Source organism: Thalassospira sp. MCCC 1A02898 (assembly GCF_001618185.1).
GTDB classification, from domain to species: Bacteria; Pseudomonadota; Alphaproteobacteria; order Rhodospirillales; family Thalassospiraceae; genus Thalassospira; species Thalassospira tepidiphila.
Window position 1 is genome coordinate 582,599 of the sequence record NZ_LPXK01000001.1, and the last position, 12,994, is coordinate 595,592.

General features: G+C 55.8%; 13 protein-coding genes and 1 riboswitch. Of the genes, 5 read left to right on the forward strand and 8 right to left on the reverse strand.

What is annotated here, in order from left to right; genetic code table 11:
• Window positions 1-123: 123 nt before the first annotated feature.
• From AUQ41_RS02685 to iadA, 3 genes are all read right to left on the reverse strand, one after another.
• Window positions 124-711 (reverse strand): RT0821/Lpp0805 family surface protein, encoded by a 588-nt coding sequence (locus tag AUQ41_RS02685; RefSeq protein ID WP_063086518.1) that lies wholly within the window; start codon window positions 709-711, stop codon window positions 124-126.
• Window positions 708-941 (reverse strand): hypothetical protein, encoded by a 234-nt coding sequence (locus AUQ41_RS02690; RefSeq protein WP_008888617.1) that lies wholly within the window; start codon window positions 939-941, stop codon window positions 708-710. Before AUQ41_RS02690 ends, AUQ41_RS02685 begins: the two co-directional genes overlap by 4 nt.
• A gap of 202 nt (window positions 942-1,143) precedes the next feature.
• Window positions 1,144-2,313: a beta-aspartyl-peptidase gene (gene iadA / locus AUQ41_RS02695; RefSeq protein WP_063086520.1), complete on the reverse strand. Its 1,170-nt coding sequence runs from the start codon at window positions 2,311-2,313 to the stop codon at window positions 1,144-1,146.
• Window positions 2,314-2,472: 159 nt separating this feature from the next.
• On the opposite strand from iadA, the gene AUQ41_RS02700 reads away from it, so the two are divergent.
• Window positions 2,473-3,105 carry a LysE family translocator gene (locus tag AUQ41_RS02700; RefSeq protein ID WP_063086522.1) on the forward strand — a complete coding sequence of 211 codons (633 nt, stop codon included), beginning with the start codon at window positions 2,473-2,475 and terminating at the stop codon, window positions 3,103-3,105.
• Between the two features lie 75 nt (window positions 3,106-3,180).
• The gene (locus AUQ41_RS02705) at window positions 3,181-4,437 is read left to right on the forward strand and encodes an MFS transporter (RefSeq protein WP_063086524.1); all 1,257 of its coding nucleotides are present in this window, start codon (window positions 3,181-3,183) and stop codon (window positions 4,435-4,437) included.
• 33 nt (window positions 4,438-4,470) lie between these two features.
• Here AUQ41_RS02705 and gcvA read toward each other — a convergent pair whose 3' ends face one another.
• Entirely contained in the window at window positions 4,471-5,403 is a 933-nt protein-coding gene (gcvA, locus tag AUQ41_RS02710; RefSeq protein ID WP_063086526.1) for a transcriptional regulator GcvA, read from the reverse strand.
• Window positions 5,404-5,682: 279 nt separating this feature from the next.
• On the opposite strand from gcvA, the gene AUQ41_RS02715 reads away from it, so the two are divergent.
• Genes AUQ41_RS02715 through AUQ41_RS02725 form a run of 3 tightly spaced genes read left to right on the forward strand, consistent with a single transcriptional unit; the run spans window position 5,683 to window position 9,778 of the window.
• On the forward strand, window positions 5,683-6,870 hold the full coding sequence (locus AUQ41_RS02715; RefSeq protein WP_063086528.1) for an FAD-binding oxidoreductase: 1,188 nt from the start codon (window positions 5,683-5,685) through the stop codon (window positions 6,868-6,870).
• A gap of 31 nt (window positions 6,871-6,901) precedes the next feature.
• Window positions 6,902-8,218, forward strand: coding sequence for an aspartate aminotransferase family protein (locus AUQ41_RS02720; RefSeq protein ID WP_083952703.1), 1,317 nt, complete (start codon window positions 6,902-6,904; stop codon window positions 8,216-8,218).
• Window positions 8,219-8,278: 60 nt separating this feature from the next.
• Entirely contained in the window at window positions 8,279-9,778 is a 1,500-nt protein-coding gene (locus AUQ41_RS02725; RefSeq protein ID WP_063086531.1) for an aldehyde dehydrogenase family protein, read from the forward strand.
• Window positions 9,779-9,912: 134 nt separating this feature from the next.
• Here the strand turns inward: AUQ41_RS02725 and AUQ41_RS02730 are convergent, their stop codons facing one another.
• From AUQ41_RS02730 to thiM, 4 genes are all read right to left on the reverse strand, one after another.
• On the reverse strand, window positions 9,913-10,518 hold the full coding sequence (locus tag AUQ41_RS02730) for a superoxide dismutase (RefSeq protein WP_008888603.1): 606 nt from the start codon (window positions 10,516-10,518) through the stop codon (window positions 9,913-9,915).
• Between the two features lie 296 nt (window positions 10,519-10,814).
• Complete coding sequence (locus AUQ41_RS02735) at window positions 10,815-11,120, reverse strand: hypothetical protein (protein WP_008888602.1); 306 nt, start codon at window positions 11,118-11,120, stop codon at window positions 10,815-10,817.
• A gap of 179 nt (window positions 11,121-11,299) precedes the next feature.
• Entirely contained in the window at window positions 11,300-11,947 is a 648-nt protein-coding gene (thiE, locus tag AUQ41_RS02740; protein ID WP_063086533.1) for a thiamine phosphate synthase, read from the reverse strand.
• The gene (thiM, locus tag AUQ41_RS02745) at window positions 11,944-12,753 is read right to left on the reverse strand and encodes a hydroxyethylthiazole kinase (protein WP_063086534.1); all 810 of its coding nucleotides are present in this window, start codon (window positions 12,751-12,753) and stop codon (window positions 11,944-11,946) included. Before thiM ends, thiE begins: the two co-directional genes overlap by 4 nt.
• Before the next feature lie 70 nt (window positions 12,754-12,823).
• Window positions 12,824-12,930: riboswitch (TPP riboswitch) on the reverse strand.
• Window positions 12,931-12,994: the final 64 nt, after the last annotated feature.

Genomic DNA, 12,994 nt, shown 5'->3' on the forward strand with positions numbered 1-12,994 from the left:
ACATTGAATTGAAATAATTTAAGATGCGCTACGTATCAGATAACGTACAAAAAAGCCCGGCAGTGCCGGGCTTTTTGCGGGGCATGGCCCCAGATTGAAATATGCTTGGCGCGCGTTCGGTTCTCAGGACACGATCTGCCATGAACCATCAGCCTGGCGGCATGCCGTACCGTATGTTTTCCGCAGTTCTCCACCAATACGGGCTGTTGCGCTATATTCGCGGCAATAGCGTCCGTCGGCGTTCTGCCAACTGTTGGTCGGCACAACATTATAGCTGTGTTGCGAATCGGGGTTTTGCCACCGGACGGCCTGCCCATCAGGGGCACGTTGCAAGGCATAGCCGGTACAAGCCAGATCACCCTGATCAAGGCTCTGACCAATCGAGTAGCCACTGAGCATACCAAGAATGGCACCACCAATCATGGCTGCATCCCGGCCGCTTCCTTTGCCGATGGTTGAACCAAGAACCGCGCCTGTGCCGCCACCAATGATGGCACCAACCACATCACGGTTACAGCGCAGGAAACCACCGTCGGAGACAAAAAGCTCGTTACCGTGGCGGCTATAATTGCGTTTGTGGCCTTTGTGCTGCTTGGCACGATAGCCATGGGCAGGTGCCCATGACGGCGGGTCGGCCTTAACGGGCGCAGGTGCCGCGAAAGGCAGGGTTAGGCCGAACGCAGCGACCAGAAGAATGATCCGTTTCATCATTTCCGGGCCTTCTCATTCTCGTGCATGATATAGCCCGCACCGGTGCCCACAGCGCCGCCAATCACCGCGCCACAGGTAACACAGCCACCGGTGATCACGGTGCCAACAGCACCCACACCGGCACCAATTGCGCCGCCACTCAGCATTTTCTGGTCTCGGTCATTCAATCCGCTACAAGCCGAAAGCCCCAATGCGCTTGCAACGGCCAAAATCATGGCTGTCTGTCGCATCTCTCGTGTCCTTTCCAAGGTTTTTGGGCACAGGTCATTCGTGGACCTGTGTCTGATCGCAAAGCTTACCGGGGAAATAGGCACGAGGTTTGGCTGTATTGGGGGCTATTTGGGGCAGATATGACGATAAAAAGGCACCAAATTCGCAAATTATTGGTTTCTAGTGCGTTTTTAACTGCCGTAATCCGGTCCAAAAACCAAATTAGTCCTCAAAAGTACCGCGGAGCAGTCGTTCCTTGCCAATCATGGCCGGTTTTCCGCGTGCAATGACGCTATCGGGGGTTAAAGCTTCATCGAAAGCCAGGATATCGGCATCATAACCGACTTTTAGCTGCCCTTTGCGTGCCGCAAGGCCCAGCATGCGTGCCGGATTGATCGTAATCGGGGCCAAGGCGGTCGGGATATCAAGCTTTTCGACTTCGATCAGATCGGCAAATTCGCGCGGTACGGTTTCAAAGCCAGCCACCGAAAGCCCGACCATATTGCCATCAATATCAAAATCCGGCAGTGACCCGTTGCCATCCGATGTCATTGAAATGCGATCCAGCGGAACGCCATCGGCCAGGCATTCGGCAATGCTGGTCGATGTTTTGGTCGCCCCCTTGGGATCGGGTTCAGCATCAATCCCGGTGGTGAAATCGATATTGCCGCCACGCTTTGCCCAGAGTTTGGCCGCATCAAGCAAGGCGCGCTTGCGGTTGACGTGGGTCGGGATGAACTGGCCGATGGGTATTTCGGTCTGCTCGATCACAGCAATCAGGGGATCAAAGTGCCCGTCACCATCGCCCAGATGAACCACAACCGATCCGGCCTTGCCCGATGTCATGCCGCCAATGCGCGATTGGGATGCGATGCGGGCGAGCTCCTCAACCGTGCTTTGGCTGCTGCGGTGATCTGAAATCGCTGTTTTCAACCCGATACAGGCATCCAGAAACGTCACGTCATCCCCGATATTGCCGGTCAGGGTTGGTGACGGCACGCGATAACCACCTGTGAAGAACCAGGCGGAAATACCTTCGGTTCGAAGCGCCTTGGTCTTGGCGTAAAGCGATGCGATGTGGCGGGTTGCGGCGTCTGTGCCCAACAATCCACAAACGGATGTAATGCCAGCCTCGATCAGTTTGCCAACCGCAACTTCTGGCGTACGCGTCGCAAATCCGCCTTCGCCACCGCCCCCGATCAGATGGACATGTCCGTCGATAAAGCCTGGTACGGTCATCTTGCCGCCAAGGTCGATGGTCTTGATTTCGGCCGGAACAGAAACCACCAGATCCGGCGCAATGGCGACAATTTTCTCGTCACAGATCAGGATATCATTGATGCCAAGCGGCGTCGGGGCGAAGACATTGGCATTCTTGAGCAACAGAAACATGTTTTAAAACCGTATTTTACGAAATGCTGTGTTCAGGTGGCGGGTTGGCGCGGATGCGCATCATAGCGACAGTTCATTTCCGTTGAAACGGTTCTGGCAAGCAGATAGCTTTCGATAAAACCAAGCGGGAATAAACCTGCGTCACCCAAAGGAAACGTTATGAGCTTCGCCGCCTGGTTGTCGGTTGCAACCATCTGTGTACTTGGCGCAATGACACCGGGTCCAAGTCTGGCCGTTGTATTGCGCTATTCTGTTGGTCATTCCCGCCAGGCCGGATTTGCCTGCGCCTTGGCGCATGCACTGGGTATCGGCTTTTATGCTGTGATCACCATGACCGGACTTGGCATTCTGTTTCAGACTGTACCGGTCTTTCACAATGCCGTCAGTATCCTTGGTGCGCTTTATCTGATCTGGCTTGCGATCAAGGCGTGGCGCGGTGCCAAGGCGGGTGCGAAGTTTGATGTGGATAGTGCGGGCAAGGTATCAGGTTCGATCCTGCAGGCCGCCCGAGACGGGTTCATGATTGCGTTTCTCAATCCCAAGATCGCGTTGTTTTTCCTGGCCCTTTTCAGCCAGTTTGTTTCGCCCGAGTTTGAATGGGGCGGCAAGTTCCTTCTGGCGTTTACCGCCGCCGTAATCGACGGGGCGTGGTATTGCCTTGTCGCCGTCGGATTGTCGCACGGGGCGGTGTTGCCCTGGTTGCGCGATCACGCTGCCTGGATTGAGCGGATCATTGCCGTTCTGTTTGTGCTGGTTGCGCTCCGGGTATTGTGGGGTGTTGTTGCGGTCTGAAAGCCCGATTTTTGAATTTATGCCGAACTGAATTTCTGTCCGCGCCACCATCGCGACACAACATGGATCATCCAGATGACTGACAAGACGGCCCCACACACCAATCCTTCCGAGAAGACAACGCCGGGAAAGAATGCCGCATCGAATGCCGGGCGTGGCTTCCATCATTTGGGGGCGCATATCGGATTTTTGCTGGCGATCTTGCTTTTGGCGGCGAACATGCGGGGCAGTATTGTCGGTCTGGGGCCTTTGGCGGAAATCATCGGTACTGATCTGTCGCTTTCAGGGACCCAGCTTGGTTTGCTGACAACGCTGCCGGTTTTGAGCTTTGGCGTGCTTTCAATGTTTGCGCCGCGTCTGGGGCAGAAATTCGGTCTCGAAGCGACTCTTCTGACCATGTTGCTGTTCATCGCCATCGGGCAGGGGCTTCGCGCCAGCGGGGCCTATGACATCATGGTGGTCGGAACCATTATTTTGGGCGCGGCAATTGCGGTTCTGAACGTATTGACCCCATCACTGGTACGACGCAGTTTTCCGACCCATGTGGCACTGGTGACTGCCCTTTACACCTTCACCATGTCCAGTGGTGCGACGATCGCGGCATTTGTTTCGATCCCGCTCCGAAACGCGGCGGATGGTGATTGGCGCTGGTCGCTCGGCGTTTGGGCGGTATTTGCCGCGATTGCCTTTGTTTGCTGGCTACCGATGTTGCGCTATCGCCATGTCGGCGCGGCACCGGCACCGGTTACGCGTATTTCGCTCTGGAAAAATGTCGAAGCCTGGTGGCTGGCACTGTTCTTTGGTTGTCAGTCGCTGATGTTCTATACCGGCACCGCCTGGGTTGCCAAAGTCTTCATTGATCACGGCATTTCCGAGGCCGAAGCCGCCACGCTTCTGACCCTGTTTAACGTATTCGGCATTCCGGCTGCCTTTGGTGCGCCGCTGATTTATTCGAGGATTGCCAACAAGAAACTGGCGATGCTGGTGCTTCATATTCCGTTGATCATCGCCATTCCGGGCTTTGTCTTTGCCACCACCGAATTGCCCTATGTGTGGGCGGTATGCATGGGGCTTGGGCAAGGCAGCATGATCAGTATTGCTCTGACCCTTGTCGGCATGCGTGGGGCAGATCCGCAAACGTCTGCTCGACTGTCGGGCATGGCGCAATCGGTGGGCTATCTGTTTGCGGCCATCGGCCCGGTTTTGTTTGGGGCCTTGCATGACCTTCTGGGCGACTGGCAGGTCGCACTTTACTTCCTGTTTGTTGTTGTGGCGGTGCAACTTTGTGCAGCGATGCGTGCTGGATCGTCCGAAAAGATTGGCGCTGACTAGATCACCAGCCGCTTAGCTCAATTTGACCAGTTCTCAGGCGGCGGTGCCCGACGGGATGGGGCGGTCATCCTGTTCGGTGCGACAGGTTGCAATCAGCCAGTCGCGAAACGCGCGGACTGCAAAGTTGTTTTCCTTTTCCTTGGGATAAACCACGTAATAGGCGTGCTGGTTGGGGATCGATACATCAAAGGGTGCGACCAGACGCCCGTTTTCAAGCTCTTCACGTACCAGAAATTCCGGCAAAAGTGCCAGCCCAAGACCTGCGACAGCGGCCTGAATGACCATGTGGAAATGCTCAAACCGGGGGCCAGCCAGTTCATCGACCACGGCAACGCCGGTGGCCGCAAGCCAGTCCTGCCATGCACGCGGGCGGGTGGAATGCTGCAACAAAGTACAGTTGCGCACGCGTTCGCGGGCAATCGGCAGATCGTCATTTTCCTTAAGCAGCTTGGGCGCACAGACCGCAATCAGGGTTTCCCCCATCAAACGGTGGGTCACGCAGCCCGGCAGGTTGTCTTCGCCAAAGTGAATGGCGATATCGATACCCTCGCGGTCAAAATTGAATTCCCGCGTCTGGGTAATGAGATTGAGCTGAATGTCCGGCCAGGTTGCCTTGAAATCACCAAGACGCGGCACAAGCCAGCGTGCGCCAAAGGTCGGTAGCGTCCCAACATTGAGCATCCCGCCCGCATCGGAATAGGCCATGACCTGCAAGGTGGCGGCCTCGGCCCGATCCAGAAGGTCACGGACCTGCGCGGCATAGGCTTCGCCGGCCGCGGTCAGTTTCAGGCGTTTCTTCACACGGCGAAAAAGATCACGCCCGAGATATTCCTCAAGCGCACGGATCTGACGGCTGATTGCGCTTTGCGTCACATTCAGTTCCTCTGCCGCGCGGGTGAAAGACAGATGACGGGCCGAACTTTCAAAGAATTGCAGGGCGGTAAGGGATGGCAGGACGCGACGCATGGCAAAACCAGTTCATAACAAAACGGAATGATATGGTGCGAATATATCGTTTGTTTGCTGTGCAGCCAAGGCGTACGGTTTTAAACGGTTCAAAGCCCCCTCGCGCCACCCCAAGAAGCGTTTGGGCTGACAGCCATCTGCGCTGGAATGCTGTTACTTTGGAATGTTTTGGAAGGATGGCTCCCCCTTCATTCGGGTAACGGTTTCCAGCGCACCATCGCAAAATACCGGTTCATCAGCGGCCGGAAAGCAACAATTTGCATCGGGTAGAAGGCAAGAATGGGTTCTGTTGACGAAAATTATGATGTGATCATCGTCGGTGGTGCGGTTATCGGCAGTTCCATCGCATGGCATTTGACCGGTCGTGATGATTTCAAGGGTCGGGTTCTGGTGATTGAAAAAGACTCGACCTATGAGTTCTGTTCGACCGCACTTTCGGCGGCTTCAATCCGCCAACAGTTTTCAACCCCGATCAATATTGAAATGTCGGCCTATGGCATTCAGTTCCTGCGCAATCTCAACCGCGATCTTGATTCCGACGTCGACATTGCCCTGCATGAAAAGGGCTACCTCATTCTGGCCACCGATCAGGGGCGCGATATCCTGCGTCAGAACCATGCGACGCAAACCGAGTTTGGCGGTGACATTATCTGGATGGAACCTGATGACCTTGCCGCGAAATACCCGTGGATGAACACATCCGATCTGGCGGCCGGTTGCTGGGGACGCACGGGCGAAGGCTGGTTTGATGCCTATTGCCTGATGCAGTCATTCCGCAAACAGGCCCGCCGTCGCGCTGCCGAATACATTGACGGCGAAGTCGTCGAGGTCCAGCGCGATGGTGATCAGGTTACGGGTGTGGTTCTTAAGGACGGTCGTCGTTTTGGCTGTGGCCAGCTTGTCAATGCGGCGGGCACCGGCGGATCAAAGGTTGCCCGGATGGTCGGCCTTGAAATTCCGGTCGAGCCACGCAAACGCTGCATCTTTGTATTCAATTGCCGGGACGCGGAAGACATCAGCGCATCCTGCCCGATGCTGATTGACCCAAGCGGCCTTTATGTGCGTCCGGAAGGCGAGTTCTTTATTACCGGCATTGCCCCACCCAAGGATCGCGATCCAGAATGCTGGGATTTCGACGTCGATCACAGCCTGTTTGACGACATCATCTGGCCGGGTCTGTATGAGCGGTGCGAACGGTTTGAGGCGATCAAGGTCGTCAATGCCTGGGCGGGTCACTATTCCTATAACCTGCTCGATCAGAATGCGATTCTGGGCCGTCACACGGACGTTAAAAACTTCATCTTTGCCAACGGGTTCTCGGGCCATGGCCTGCAACAAAGCCCGGCGGTTGGTCGTGGTATTGCCGAACTGATCGCAACAAACGGCTATGAAACTCTTGATCTGTCGGTGTTTGGTTATGAACGCATCCGTGACAATGCCCCAGTGCTTGAACTGAACGTCATTTAAATCATCAACAAAAAGGTCGGAGCAGCCCCACATGCCCCGTGACGAAAACACCAAACCAGCCCAAGACAGCACGCAGATGCGCGAGCGCGCAATCGCGTCGGTATCGGCCGGGGTGCGCAATGTGCATCCGGTCTATCTTGATCGTGCGCTCAATGCCGAGGCATGGGATGTCGAAGGCAAACGCTATATCGATTTCATTGGCGGGATCGGTGTTTTGACTGTCGGTCATCGCAACCCGGTGGTGATGGAACGCGTTGCCGCCCAGTGCGAACGCTTTACCCACAGCTGCTATAATGCGTTGCCGCACGAGCCCTATGTCGCGGTCACGGAGTGGCTGGCAGCAAACTGCCCGATTGAAGGTCCGGCAAAATCAATGCTGACCAATTCCGGCGCAGAGGCGATGGAAAATGCGCTGAAGCTTGCGCGCGCCTTTACCGGTCGCACCGGCGTAATCGCCTTTGAGGGCGGCTTCCATGGCAGGACGCTTGCGACCCTTTCGCTCACGGGTAAAACCAAACCCTATAAGACCGGGCTGGGTCCATTGCCGGGGCCGGTATGGCATCTGCCATATCCCTGCCCCGAAACCGGTGTATCGGTTGATGATGCGATGGCCGCCATCGCCAAGCTGTTTGCTGTTTCCGCCGATCCGGCGTCGGTCGGGGCGGTGGTGATTGAACCCGTTCAGGGCGAAGGCGGTTTTCGTGCTGCGGATGGCGCGTTTCTTGTCGCCCTGCGTCGCCTGTGTGATGAAAACGGTATGGTATTGATTGCCGATGAAATCCAGTCGGGCTTTGCCCGGACGGGCAAGATGTTTGCCATTGAGCATGCCGGTGTTGCGCCCGATATCCTTGTCATGGGCAAGGGCATTGGCGGGGGCTTCCCGTTGGCAGCCATCACCGGTGCCGAGGATGTCATGAGTGCGCTGGCTCCGGGCGGGCTTGGGGGCACCTATTCCGGCAATCCTGTCGCGTGCGCGGCAGCAACCGGCGTGTTTGAGGTTCTGGAAACCGACAAGCTTACTGCACGGGCCAAGCAGCTTGGTGAAAAATACGCCACCCATATCGCATGGTTGCGCGATCTGCCCGGCGGGCATGTGATCGGCAACATGCGCGGCATCGGGGCGATGCGCGCCTTTGAATTGATTGCAGATGACGGCAAACCGTCACCCAAACGTTTGCAATGCTTGTTGCAACTGGCCCGTGATAACGGGCTATTGTTAATGCCAAGTGGTGAGCACGCAAATGTGGTGCGCCTGCTGGCACCTTTGACCATTCCGTTTGATCAGGTTGATGAGGCCTTTGCCATCATCGCCAAACTGCTGCCCAAGGTGGCGGATATCAGGGATTGAACAGAGATCGAATTTGCCGGTGATCCGCGCCGGAAAGTTTAAAACGAAGGGAGTTTTACTGTGAGCTACAAATCCATTCTGACCGAACTTGGTTTGTCCGAAGCAGAGATTGCCAATGGCACCCTCAGTGTCCAGACCCCGGTTGACGGTTCGGAATTCGCCAGTGTCACCGAAACCACCCCGGCCGAGATGACCGATGTTATCGGCAACGCCAAAAAGGCGTTTGGCGCATGGCGTCAGGTTCCCGGTCCGCGTCGTGGCGAGCTGGTGCGTCTTCTGGGTGAAGAACTGCGCGCGGCCAAGGAACCGCTGGGCCGTCTGGTGTCGCTTGAATGCGGCAAGATCTATCAGGAAGGTCTTGGCGAAGTGCAGGAAATGATCGACATCTGCGACTTCGCAGTCGGTCTGTCGCGCCAGCTTTACGGTCTGACCATCGCGTCCGAACGTCCGGGCCACAAGATGATGGAAAACTGGCATCCGCTGGGTGTTGTTGGCCTGATCACCGCGTTCAACTTCCCTGTCGCGCCGTGGGCGTGGAACACAGCGCTTGCACTGGCTTGCGGCAATGCCGTGATCTGGAAGCCGTCGGAAAAGACCCCGGTCACAGCCCTTGCCTGCCAGAAGATCCTCGAAAAGGCGATTGCCAAATTTGGTGATGCACCGGCCAACCTGCATCAGGTTGTGGTTGGTGATCGCGAAATCGGTGAAATCATGACCGACAGCCGCGATGTTGCGCTGATTTCAGCCACCGGTTCAACCCGCATGGGCCGCGAAGTTGCCCCGCGTGTTGCGCAGCGCTTTGGCCGCACCATTCTTGAACTTGGCGGCAACAATGCCATGATCGTGACCCCGTCTGCCGATCTGGATATGACCGTTCGTGCGGTTGTGTTCTCCGCTGTTGGCACCTGTGGTCAGCGTTGCACGTCGCTTCGTCGCCTGATCGTTCACAAGGATGTCAAGGATCAGCTGCTGCCGAAAATCATTGCGGCTTACAAGTCGGTGAAAATTGGCGATCCGCTGGCCGATGGTGTTCTGGTTGGTCCGCTGATCGATGAAGAAGCCTTTACCAACATGCAGGCCGCCCTTGCCAATGCCAAGAAAGACGGTGGCACCGTGCATGGTGGCGAACGTACCCTGGAATCGGAATATCCGAACGCGTTTTATGTCACCCCGTCAGTGGTTGAAATGCCGGGCCAGACCGAGACCGTGCGCCACGAAACCTTCGCACCGATCCTGTATGTCATGACGTACGAGAACCTTGAAGAAGCCATCGCGCTTCAGAATGACGTGCCGCAGGGTCTGTCATCGTGCATCTTCTCGACCGATCTGCGCGAAACCGAACTGTTTCTGTCCTCGGTCGGTTCCGATTGCGGTATCGCCAACGTCAATATCGGCCCTTCCGGTGCGGAAATCGGTGGTGCGTTCGGTGGTGAAAAAGAAACCGGTGGCGGTCGTGAATCCGGTTCGGACGCATGGAAAGGCTATATGCGCCGCGCAACCAATACTATCAACTATTCCCGCGAGTTGCCGCTCGCGCAGGGCATCAAATTCGATATCTGATCACGCGTTTGATCATGTTCGATCCAAACCCCGCCGGTTTGCCGGCGGGGTTTTTCATTGTTTATGTTGCGCAAACAAAAAAAGCGGCCCCCGAAGGAGCCGCTTTTGTAATTCAGTCTCAAAGCGTCGGCTGATTAGCCAGCTTTGGAGAAGCGCTCTGCGACATATTCCCAGTTAACCAGGCTGTCGAGGAAGGCTTTGACATAGTCCGGACGCGCGTTGCGGTAATCGATGTAGTAGGAGTGTTCCCAAACATCACAACCGAGCAGCGGGGTCTGACCGTGAACAAGCGGGTTTTCCGCGTTCGGGGTCTTGGTGACAACCAGTTTACCGGACTTGTCCATCGCAAGCCAGCACCAGCCAGAACCGAACTGGGTTACGCCAGCCTGAATGAAGGCTTCTTTGAAGGCATCGACAGAGCCGAAATCTTCAACGATTTTCTTTTCGAGTTCACCCGGGATGGCGCCGCCGCCATTGCCCTTCATCATCTGCCAGAACTCAATGTGGTTCCAGTGCTGAGCAGCGTTGTTGAACAGGCCTGCTTTGGAAGCGTCGCCGTAAGATGCAACAACAACTTCTTCAAGCGACTTGCCTTCAAGGCCCGAACCTTCGAGCAGCTTGTTGCCGTTCACAACATAGGCGTTGTGATGTTTGTCATGGTGAAACTCAAGGGTTTCAGCGGACATGACCGGCGCAAGCGCGTCATATGCATACGGAAGTGCTGGGAGTTCAAATGCCATGATACAGTTCCTCGACTTTCATTATTAATCTGTGCGGTAACGCAACATATCCCTTTTTGCGCCGTCGATAAAAGTGAAAATCCCGTGCAACATCTTGGAAACCTTTGTTGCTGGGCCGACTGGCGCATCCGGGTCGTTACCCGTGCTACTTTATCTAGCACGCACGAGCGTTTATGCAACGCATCGCCACATTACCTTTGAATGGTTCGATATATGATGAACATTCAGGCCATCAAAACGTTCCCGGATTTTCCGGAAAAATTTGAACGGTTTGGGTCGTGGGGCAGGCGGGATGCCTACTCTTTGTAGAGTCCTACCATCTTCTGGCTTTCATCGCCATTTGTCAGTGTGACGTCATAGTCCCCGCGTTCAAGCGACGAGATGTCAATCTTGCACGGGAACCGCACGCAATCACGCCTGATGGCGATGGTGCCATCCGGGTGGCGCAGGGTCACTTCACCGCGCACCATTTCGGAATGGATGGTAACGCTGTCGGTGGTCGGTTTGGGTGCGACCTTGATTGCAGCCAGCCCGGCTGTCGTGATCGTCATAAGCCCAATCAGGGCAATGGCAACCGGCTTACTACGCAGAGATCTAAGCATGGCTTCCTCGCGCGGTTGTTCTTGGTTGATGCCTGATAACGTGCGCTACGAAGCCGAAAAATTAACGGCGCAAATGGGGCATTTCCGTGCCGGTCATTGTTATTTGGGCGCAACAGCCATGCGTTTTGCGCCCCATAACAGCTCTGGTCATTGGAGATCTGCACCGCGAAAGCCCAAGGTTACTGCGACAGATAAGCCCGCGCTGATTTGATTTTTTTAGCGATATATGCGGTGGCCTGTTTTGGATTGGGCTGCCCACAAATCGCCGAGACAACGGCAATGCCATCAGCACCGCTTTCAAGTGCCGGCAGGGCGTGTTCACCCTTAAGCCCGCCAATCGCAACCGATGGTAATCCGACCATCCGCACCAGTTTTTCAAGCCCGTCAAAGCCGATTGCCGGTTTATGGTCGGGCTTGGTTGCGGTGGCAAATATCGGGCCGATGCCGACATAATCGACAATCGTGCGGTCCACCTTTTGCGCGACGTCTTCGCTTTCAATCGACAGGCCGATGATCTTGTCCGGGCCAAGGCGGTCGCGGGCAATCTGCGAAGGCAGATCATCCTGACCGACATGCAGGCCATGTGCGCCAATGGCAATGGCGGCATCAATATCGTCATTCACGATCAGTGGTACGTTGGTGCCTTCCATCGCCTTCATCAATTCCCGACCAACGCGAATGAGGCCCTCGGTCCCGGCCTTTTTATCGCGCAGCTGAATGAGGGTGGCACCGCCTGCAATCGCGGCCATCGTGGTTTCCACCATCGAATGGTCGCGACACAGATCGGGATCAAGCACGAGATAAAGCGACAGATCAAACGACTTCATAGAACATTGACCCGAAGATTTTTGGCATAGGTCGCGGCATCAAGGCGATAAAGGCCATCGATAAAGGCTGTCATGAAGGAAGCCGGGCCGTTTGCGGTTTTGGCAGCGATTTCACCCGCCACGGCAAAATTGCCAAGGGCGGCAACGGTGGCTTCAAACGCCTGATCCGGTGCAACCGCAAGATAGGCGCCAACAAGCGCGGTTAGCGAACAGCCTGTGGCGGTGATTTTCGGCATCAGGTCCGATCCACCGGCAATGCGCACCGAACTTGTGCCATCGGTGACAAAATCAACCTCGCCCGTAACGGCAACAATGGCACCTTGTGCGATGGCAAGGCCGCGTGCGGCTTCTTCAGCCTGTTCGACCGGATCGCCGCTATCGACACCCTGACCGGCACTTTGGCCGCCGCCAAGCGCAATGATTTCCGATGCGTTGCCGCGAATGACGGTGGGTTTGAGTTTCAAAAGCTCCGCCACGGCCTCGCGGCGATACCCGGTGGCAAAATGCGCCACCGGATCAAGCACCCAGGGCTTGCCCGCTGCATTGGCCGACTTGGCCGCGGCAATCATGCCTTCGACCCAGTTGGGTGAAAGAGTGCCGATATTGACCGTCAGCGCACCGGCAATCGCGGCAAATTCACCGGATTCTTCTGGTGTGTGAACCATTGCGGGCGATGCACCCGCTGCCAGTAAAACATTGGCGGCATAGTTCATTGCAACATAGTTGGTGATGCACTGGACCAACGGATTGGTCGCACGCATGCGTTCAAAAAGATCGGTTGCGGTCTGGGAAATTTTGGTCGTCATGTCGAGGCTCCAATGCAGAAACTTTGCGTATGGAGACCCAGTTCGAAGTCGGAAAGATGGAGAACGTCGTGATCCGCGTTCGCACCGTCCCTACGCCAGTATGAACTGGATCAGGTTCAAAGGGTCACTGCGCGGCAGTTTCTCAGCCCCCTTGTCGGGGCTCCCCTTGGTGAGTGCTCAACATGGGTTTTAAACCGTCTTCTGTCAATTCATCCGATCGGCATGATTGGGCAAAAGAAAA

What these genes read in the sequence shown, in the direction of transcription:
- AUQ41_RS02685 (WP_063086518.1), bottom strand. Translation starts at nt 711, where the DNA reads ATGATGAAACGGATCATTCTTCTGGTCGCTGCGTTCGGCCTAACCCTG.
- AUQ41_RS02690 (WP_008888617.1), bottom strand. Translation starts at nt 941, where the DNA reads ATGCGACAGACAGCCATGATTTTGGCCGTTGCAAGCGCATTGGGGCTT.
- iadA (WP_063086520.1), bottom strand. Translation starts at nt 2,313, where the DNA reads ATGTTTCTGTTGCTCAAGAATGCCAATGTCTTCGCCCCGACGCCGCTT.
- AUQ41_RS02700 (WP_063086522.1), top strand. Translation starts at nt 2,473, where the DNA reads ATGAGCTTCGCCGCCTGGTTGTCGGTTGCAACCATCTGTGTACTTGGC.
- AUQ41_RS02705 (WP_063086524.1), top strand. Translation starts at nt 3,181, where the DNA reads ATGACTGACAAGACGGCCCCACACACCAATCCTTCCGAGAAGACAACG.
- gcvA (WP_063086526.1), bottom strand. Translation starts at nt 5,403, where the DNA reads ATGCGTCGCGTCCTGCCATCCCTTACCGCCCTGCAATTCTTTGAAAGT.
- AUQ41_RS02715 (WP_063086528.1), top strand. Translation starts at nt 5,683, where the DNA reads ATGGGTTCTGTTGACGAAAATTATGATGTGATCATCGTCGGTGGTGCG.
- AUQ41_RS02720 (WP_083952703.1), top strand. Translation starts at nt 6,902, where the DNA reads ATGCCCCGTGACGAAAACACCAAACCAGCCCAAGACAGCACGCAGATG.
- AUQ41_RS02730 (WP_008888603.1), bottom strand. Translation starts at nt 10,518, where the DNA reads ATGGCATTTGAACTCCCAGCACTTCCGTATGCATATGACGCGCTTGCG.
- AUQ41_RS02735 (WP_008888602.1), bottom strand. Translation starts at nt 11,120, where the DNA reads ATGCTTAGATCTCTGCGTAGTAAGCCGGTTGCCATTGCCCTGATTGGG.
- thiE (WP_063086533.1), bottom strand. Translation starts at nt 11,947, where the DNA reads ATGAAGTCGTTTGATCTGTCGCTTTATCTCGTGCTTGATCCCGATCTG.
- thiM (WP_063086534.1), bottom strand. Translation starts at nt 12,753, where the DNA reads ATGACGACCAAAATTTCCCAGACCGCAACCGATCTTTTTGAACGCATG.